This is a genomic window from Actinomycetospora aeridis, assembly GCF_037400275.1.
GTDB classification, from domain to species: Bacteria; Actinomycetota; Actinomycetes; order Mycobacteriales; family Pseudonocardiaceae; genus Actinomycetospora; species Actinomycetospora aeridis.
Map to the genome: position 1 here is coordinate 1 of NZ_JBBEGL010000022.1, position 7464 is coordinate 7464.

At 71.1% G+C, this 7464-nt stretch carries 6 protein-coding genes and 1 pseudogene; 6 read left to right on the forward strand and 1 reads right to left on the reverse strand.

The window, feature by feature from the left end:
- The first annotated feature begins 362 nt into the window (after positions 1 to 362).
- The 4 genes from WCD41_RS30940 to WCD41_RS30955 all read left to right on the forward strand — a co-directional run bounded on the left by WCD41_RS30940 (position 363) and on the right by WCD41_RS30955 (position 4092).
- The gene (locus WCD41_RS30940) at positions 363 to 1094 is read left to right on the forward strand and encodes an ANTAR domain-containing protein (RefSeq protein WP_337719111.1); all 732 of its coding nucleotides are present in this window, start codon (positions 363 to 365) and stop codon (positions 1092 to 1094) included.
- Positions 1095 to 1928: 834 nt separating this feature from the next.
- Complete coding sequence (locus WCD41_RS30945) at positions 1929 to 2402, forward strand: hypothetical protein (protein WP_337719112.1); 474 nt, start codon at positions 1929 to 1931, stop codon at positions 2400 to 2402.
- Positions 2403 to 2679: 277 nt separating this feature from the next.
- Positions 2680 to 2868, forward strand: a complete 189-nt coding sequence (locus tag WCD41_RS30950) for a YrhK family protein (RefSeq protein WP_337719113.1) — start codon at positions 2680 to 2682, stop codon at positions 2866 to 2868.
- Positions 2869 to 3411: 543 nt separating this feature from the next.
- A complete protein-coding gene (locus tag WCD41_RS30955; RefSeq protein WP_337719114.1) occupies positions 3412 to 4092 on the forward strand; it encodes a DUF6629 family protein in 681 nt (226 codons plus the stop codon).
- Positions 4093 to 4475: 383 nt separating this feature from the next.
- Here the strand turns inward: WCD41_RS30955 and WCD41_RS30960 are convergent.
- Positions 4476 to 4657, reverse strand: a pseudogene (locus WCD41_RS30960) (hypothetical protein); the annotation flags it as partial.
- Between the two features lie 634 nt (positions 4658 to 5291).
- On the opposite strand from WCD41_RS30960, the gene WCD41_RS30965 reads away from it, so the two are divergent.
- The gene (locus WCD41_RS30965; protein WP_337719115.1) at positions 5292 to 5741 is read left to right on the forward strand and encodes a hypothetical protein; all 450 of its coding nucleotides are present in this window, start codon (positions 5292 to 5294) and stop codon (positions 5739 to 5741) included.
- A 103-nt stretch (positions 5742 to 5844) separates the two neighbouring features.
- On the forward strand, positions 5845 to 7266 hold the full coding sequence (locus tag WCD41_RS30970) for a hypothetical protein (protein WP_337719116.1): 1422 nt from the start codon (positions 5845 to 5847) through the stop codon (positions 7264 to 7266).
- Positions 7267 to 7464: the final 198 nt, after the last annotated feature.

A 7464-nucleotide genomic window follows, 5' to 3' on the forward strand; every position in this document is an offset into this window, starting at 1 on the left:
TCTGCCCGGACGACTGACTCCGACATGCTCAGGTTCCTCCGGCGGCCAGCGCTCCGCCCTGGACCAGAGCACCGGCCTCAGGAGACCCGCACCAGAGATGTATCCGGGACCGGGAAGTGGTGGTCAAGACGTGGCCTCTCCCCGACGGCGGCGTTGTCAGGATGCCGGCACAGCGGACGCCGCCGACATAGCGGCCGTGGGCTCCTCGCAAGATCAAGATTCGTGGGCGTTCGGTTGTGGACAACAAGCGAACCGCAAGTACCGTGGGGAGAAGGCGTCAACCATATGGCCCTTGACCAGCCTGCCCCTCGGCGTCCTGCCAACGGGTTCAGGAGCACCTTCGTCTGAGGGGCCCGCACCTGATGGGCACGCCCGACATCAATCTTGTCCACACGATGCGTGATGCGGCACAGGGCTTGATAGACATGCGAAGCATCCGTGATCGGGACACCCTGCTGAGCCAGCTCATCGTTTCGGCCGTCGGTCTGGTTCCGGCGGCTACCGGTGGTGGACTCTCGCGCACCAACAACCGCGAGATCCAGACGAGTCACGCCACCACCCACGCGGTCTACGAGCTCGACCAGCTCCAGAACCGGCTGGAAGAGGGGCCGTGCATCAGCGCCGCCCTCGATCCACCGGCCGACGGATGCCTGCTCGCCCGCGATTTGCAGGGCTCCGACGCTCATCGCTGGCCCCGGTTCGCGCCCTACGCAGTGGAAGCCGGCGTTCACTCGATGCTGTCGACCTCGGTCGTTAGCGAACGGGGTGGAGTTCGGTCCGCGCTCAACCTGTATTCCGGACAGCGCGACGCCTTCGACGCGACCGCGGTCGTCACGGCAGGGCTGTTCGCCACCCAGGTCGGCGCGCTGCTCTACGGCGCCGACCACGCCGCTCACCTCGGAATTGCGGTGGCCTCTCGCGACGTCATCGGACAAGGCAAGGGCGTGCTCATGGAGCGCTTCACCCTCGATCCGGACGAAGCCTTCGAGATGCTCGTCCAGTCGTCGCAGCAGACGAACATGAAGCTTGTCGACGTCGCCCAATGGCTGGTGGACGAAGCCATCGAGCGAAGGGCCGCGACAAGGAAATCTTGAGCTGACGCGGAGTGGCCGTAGCGCGCACGGCCGTCCGCGCGCAGGCTGAGCTTGTGGGCCGTCGCTCGCGGGTGGTCGCGAGCTGATCGCGCACCTAGCGAAGCAAGATCGAACCAGAAAGTACCCCTGAGATTCCTCCGCCGACTGCCCGGGTGCGTGGGCTTCGGTGGACGGCGGCCAGCGAGGCGCCCTGGGCAGAGTGATGCCGGCGTGGGCGGCGCCGGGCACGGCGACCACGATCTCGCGCAACATCTCTGCACGCTCCCGAGCAACGGGTTCGAGAGTTGATCAACTGTGCTGCGGCCTTTTCATCGCGGCGACCATCGAGTCGACCTGTTCGGGTTGCACACCGGGGCACTGCCTCACCGGTAAAAAGACGGGGCACCGTTCCTGGAAACCACCACGGCCCAGAGACTTGACCACTCAGTGGGCGCCCGGACGCTGCTCAGCGTCCTGCGATAGGAGACACGCACCCCGCATGCGACACCAGCGCTTCAGGGCGGAACACGGAGCGCTCCGGCTGTACCGCCGATCGGTAGCGCCCTACCGATTCGTCGGGCCGCCGTTCAGCGGGCGTGGCCGCAATCCGAGACGGCCGGGGGGCTGTAGGCCCTGGGTTGGAGTGGTGGGGTGCTGCCCCGCCACGCTCGGGGCGGCGGCGGAAGACAACTGCGTCCAGCGATCGAAGTGGGTCACCGCGCCCGCCGGCGAGCCACCCGGGCCGGACCCCATCGCGGTTTGCTCTACCCGCCCTGCGGCGATCCGACCCGGTTCCCGTATCCGCGATTCCACCCAGGGGCTCGTCGGGACCACTCGAACGAGAGGACTCCGCCTGTGCGCACCCATCGACACGCCCGCCTCCTCGACCGCGTCAGCCTCGCGGTCGGTCGCGGTCTGCTCTCCGGCCTCGCCGGCACCGCGGCGATGACCGTGTCCAGCACCGTCGAAATGAAGATCAACGATCGGGGTGCGAGCTCGACTCCCGCGCAGGCGGTCGCCGAGGTCACCGGGGTGCGGCCCGCCGACGACACCGCGCAGCAGAAGCTCAACACGCTCGCGCACTGGGGCTACGGCACCGCCTGGGGCCTGGGTCGCGGTGCGCTCGACCTAGCCGGGCAACGTGGCCCGCTGGCCTCCCTCCTGCACCTGGTCGCGGTCCTCGGGTCCGAGCAGGTCATCATGCCCGCGCTCGGACTGGGGTCACCGACCCCGCGCTACGGAGCCTCGGCGGCCGCCACCGACGCGTGGCACCACCTCGTCTACGCCGCCGCCACCGGAGTGGCCTACGACGCCCTGGCCGCCCGCTGACGCGTCGACTCCCGGCCGTTCCCGACCCGCCCGCGGGCGGGCGGGCAACCGCCGGTGAGGCGCGGGCTCAAGTGAGTCGGGGCGAACCTCAGGGCTCGGAGCCGCTGACCGCCCGGTAGGGGCGTCCTACTCGCCGCGGGACCCCTGCTGCTCAGCCGCTCACTCGTCCTCGACGCTCACGCATCCGGCGACCCCGAGGAGACGAGCAGTCTTGTCTGCCTCCAGGCGCACGCCCCCGCGACGACCGGCTCGAATCCATGGTGAAGGAGACCCGTCCGTGGGCACCGCCGACACCGATCCCCGACCACTGGTCTTCGTCCTCGGTCACCACGAACTGCTTTGGCTGTTCGTCGTCGGCCGCATCGAGCTCCTGATCCGGCCAGCCATCCGCCTCGTCCGCCAGGTCCACCTGCAGCGTCTGCCCGGACGTCACGGCACCCCGACCGACCTCGGCCACGACTTCTGAGCCCGCTCGACACCGTCGCCGAAGGAGGCGCCGACGAGCTGGTTCGTCGGGCCGAGGGCCGACACGTGGCACCACGATCAAGGCGGTCCTGCTGTTCCTCACCGCCGCGCACCTTCGTCCAGCTCGCCCCTTCGACATCGCGGCCGTGGTGAACGCGGCGCCAGGTTCGGACGCGCGGCCACCGTCGCCGACGCCGCCGTCCTGGCCGGTGCCGTTGCTCTGATGCGGTCCTGCTCACCCATCGCGTGGTCGCCCGCCTGCGCCGCGGCCGATCGGTCACCCGCGGTCGTCGACCAACCGGTCCGACTGCTCGTCGCCGACGGCGCCGCCAGAACGACGAGCGGGGTGGCCCGCAGCAGAAACCAGCAGCCGACCCGGGCCGTCAGCGCCCGGGGCAGCTCTCGGCCCCCGATCGGTTCCTCCCGGCACCGCAACCAGACCGCCCTCGCGATTCCCGAGGAACAACGGCCGACGTTCGCGGCGAGCCGTCGTCGGGCACACCCGCCAGCCCGACCCAGCCCGACCCCGAGGACAGACCTGACGATGTGCTTCTCCGCGACGGCCAACTTCGTCGGCAGCCCGGTGGTGGGCGCCGTGGGCATCGCGACACTGGCCCAGGTCCGCGAGCCCCGGGAGGTGGTGTTCGCCTCGCTGCCCCTGCTGTTCGCGATCCACCAGTTCGCCGAGGGCTTCGTCTGGCTGGGCCTACAGGGCCAGGTCTCCCCCGGCGTCGGGGCCGGCGCGGCGTACTTCTACCTGCTCTACGCCCAGGGCGTGCTCCCGGCGCTGATGCCACTGGGCGTGCTGCTCATCGAACCGTCACGGCGCCGCCAGCTGCTGATCGCCCCGTTCCTCCTGCTCGGGATCGCCGCGGGGGTCTACCTGTTCTGGGTCGACGTCGCCGAACCAGTCACCTGCCGCATCGTCGACCACAGCATCGCCTACGAGAACGAGAGATCGCTGGTCGGCCTGTTCGCCGTCGCCTACGTGGTGGCCGTCGTCGGGGCGGCGCTCTGCTCCGGCTACCGCTGGATCGTCGCCTTCGGGATCGCCAACCTCATCGGCCTGACTGCCACGCAGATCCTGCTCGCCAGCAGCTTCACTTCGATCTGGTGCGCCTACGCCGCGGTCGTCAGCGTCATGATCCTCCTCTTCTTCCTCCGGCGTCGCCGCCACGAACGCCGCGAGCGCACGGCTGCGGACGACCTCGCGATCGCGACGTGACCGCGTCGCACCGAGCGGCTCCCCTCCGACCGGCGACGCGGCGCGGGCCGACACCTCGAGGAAGGAGACGCGCCGGAGATCCCGCCGGTCGACAGCGACCCGCTCGAAGGGCCAGCGGGGAAACGCACTGCTGGACCAACCACAACACCTGCGAGCCCGACCTCCACCGCGGACTCCAACAACAGCTCGCGTCGGTGGCTTGACACAGGGCTCTCAGCAGCGCGCTGGTCAGTCGACGGCGATGCCGGCCCGCCGTCGGTACTCGTTTGCGAAGGCGAGCAGCGCCGGCCCCCGCGGCCGCCGTCCCGCGACGCCGTCGCAGGTGCCGGTCTTGGTGTCCATGATGTTGACGTGCCGGGCGGCTCGACGGCCCGGTGGCGTCACTGCAGCAGCCGCTGGCGTTGGTGAAAGAGCCGGCCTTCTCGACGTGCGTCGCCGCCGGCAGCAGGAAGACCTCGGTGCCGATGTCCTCGGTGCGCATCTCCCCGGTCTCGATCTCGGGACCGTTCTTCCAGAACGTCACAGTCTCGATCTCCTGCAGGTCACGCACCACCAGCCACTGCAGCGCGCACCGAACAACGCTCGTTTGTCGTCTTCACGTGACGTCGCGCGTGCCTTGTGGGCTCGCCGGTCACGATGGTTGGCAGCCCGCGCCGATGTGGGACGGCCCCACACGCTCGGCCCTCTCACCGGCGCAGCCCCTTCCTTCGTCGTCCTCGACCCTGCGGCCGTAAGCCGGTTCGGTCACTGCCGGCCCGGAGTCGCGGACCTGCTTGCGCCGAGCCCCCGGGGTGCGGCGCACGCCCTGGTCGTCGTGGTCGCCGCAGGCGTGCGCACCTGGACGCTCCTGCCGGTGTGGCTCTTCGTTGGGCGGTGTCGCGGCCCAAGGAGCCGTCGCCGGCCGACCGGCATCAGTCCCGCCCCTTCTCACAGATCCGGCGTGACCGCGACCGGAGCCGATCAGGCCTATTTCCCGGTTGTCCCCCATTCGTGGACTGCCCGGCGCGTGGCAGGACAGCTTCGGTCCGATCGGTGGTGGTCAATCGGTCGTCCGCAACCGGATGACCGAGGGCGGGGACGGACGGTGTTCTCGCCCACGGTGTGCGGGAACCGTTCCTCGACCGAGCCTGTGGACGCAGGGCGATCTTCGCTCTGTGTCCCACGGTCCCGTGGGGCGATGTGGAACAGGAAAGGTCTGCATGCCTGAGCAGCACAGCATCGAGTTCGACGACCAGGTCGTGGAGCTCCTGCCCGCGCGTACGGTCATGACCGCATTCCTGCTCGGTGACGGCGGCGACGCCGGTGACGGCGGCGAGGCCGGTGACGGTGGCGGGGCCACCAGCGGCGACAGCGGTGACTCCGGTGACGGGGGCGACAGCGGCGACGCCGACGGCGGTTCCGGCGGGCTCGCGGTGAACGCCGCGAACTTCTCCGACGGTGACCAGTCGAACGACGCCGGCGCCGACGGCGGCGACGGCGGCCAGTCCGGCGACGCCGGCGACTCGGGTGACACCGGGGACACCGGCGACGCCGACGGTGGTGACGGCGGCAACGGCGGTGACGGCGGCGACGCCGACAACTCGGACAACTCGGAGTCGAACTCCGAGTACTCGGACGACTCCGACAGCTCGGAGAACTGGGAGAGCTGAGGCTCGACCTGAGCAGGGGCGGGGCGGGGCTCGACGCGTGAGCCCCGCCCCGCCCCTCTCATCTTCGCGCGACGCCGCGCGACATGGGGATCGGGGACAAGACGTGACCACCACCAGCGACGACACGGCGGCCGATCCGGCCGCCCGGCTGCCGCAACGCGCTCCCGGTGTCGAGCTCCTCGGGCCCTACCAGGGCTCCGGGTTCCGGGAACCGCGCTACCTCCTGCGCCGCGGCGACGGGCAGGTCGCCCAGCTCCCGTCGTTGCTCTACCGGGTCGCGTCCCTGGCCGACGGGTCCCGCGACCTCGCCGCGATCGCCGCCGTGCTCGCCGAGGAGTTCCCGGAGGACCTCGGCGGCGGACAGGGCCGCGACCGCGTCGCGTTCCTCGTCGAGCACCGCCTGGCCCCGGCGGGTGTGATCACGGTGCCGTCCGCCCCGGGGGAGACCTGCGCCGCCGTGCCGGTCCCGGCGGACCGATCGCCGCGCCGCGACCACCTGCTCATGCTCCGGATGCGCCGCGCGCTCGTCCCCGAGCACCTGGTGTGGCGCATCGCGGGCACCTTCCGCCCGCTCTTCCACCCCGCCGCCGTGGCCGTCCTGCTCGCCGCCTTCGTCGCGGTGGACGTCGCGCTCGTCGCGCGCTCGGGCTGGTCCGGACTGGTCGCGAGCGGCCACCACCTGGTCGCCGACCCGACGTCGACGCTCGCCCTGCTCGGGACGGTGGCCCTCGTCGGGGTGTTCCACGAGAGCGGCCACGTCGCCGCCTGCCGGTACGGGGGCGCGGTCCCGGGCTCGATGGGCGTGGGCGTCTACATCGTCTGGCCCGCGTTCTACAGCACGGTCACCGACGCCTACCGGCTCTCGCGAGCGGGACGGTTGCGGACCGACCTCGGCGGGGTCTACTTCAACGCTATCGCCATGGCAGCCCTCGGGGCTGCGTACCTCGCGACCGGCTCGCCGTGGCTGCTCGCCACCGTGGCGCTGCTGCACCTCGAGACGGCATGGCAGTTCCTGCCCTCGCTGCGGCTCGACGGCTACTACGTCCTCGCCGACCTCGTCGGGGTGCCCGACCTCTTCGCCCGGATGCGCCCCGTCCTCACCTCGCTGCTGCACCCCCGCCGCACACCACCGGCGGCCGTCCGCGAGCTCCGGCCGTGGGTCCGGCGAACGGTCACCGCCTGGGTGGCGCTCGTGGTCCCGTTCCTGGCGTGGTGGATCGTGCTGTTCATCGTGCTCGCCCCCGAGCTCGCGCCGTCCGCGTGGGCGGCGCTCGAGCAGCACGCGGTCACGCTCGCGGGGGCCGGTGCAGATTTCCGGCCCGCCGCTGCCGTGCTCGCCGCGGTGCAGATCATCCTGCTCGTCCTGCCGTGGGCCAGCGGCACGGTACTGGCAGTCAACCTCGCACGACGCCTCGCACGGGCGACGCTGCGCGCGCTCCGGCGCGCCAGAGCTCGCCGGTCCGAGCGTCGTGATCCAACGGGTCACCCGACCGATGCCACGCGAGGCGTCCTCCGCCGGCCATGAACCGCGCGGCGTCGCCCAGCACGAATCAATCTGGATCACCGACCTGCTCCGGCAGCATCTGCTCGACAGTCCGACGGCGTGGCCGACGAGCGGAGCGGGCTTGCCCCTTCGGGCGCCTACATCCTGACGTGCACGACCGGTTGGGCGCGACCTACACTCCCTTCACGCCGCCGCCGTGACTCTCCCCGGCGCAGCGCC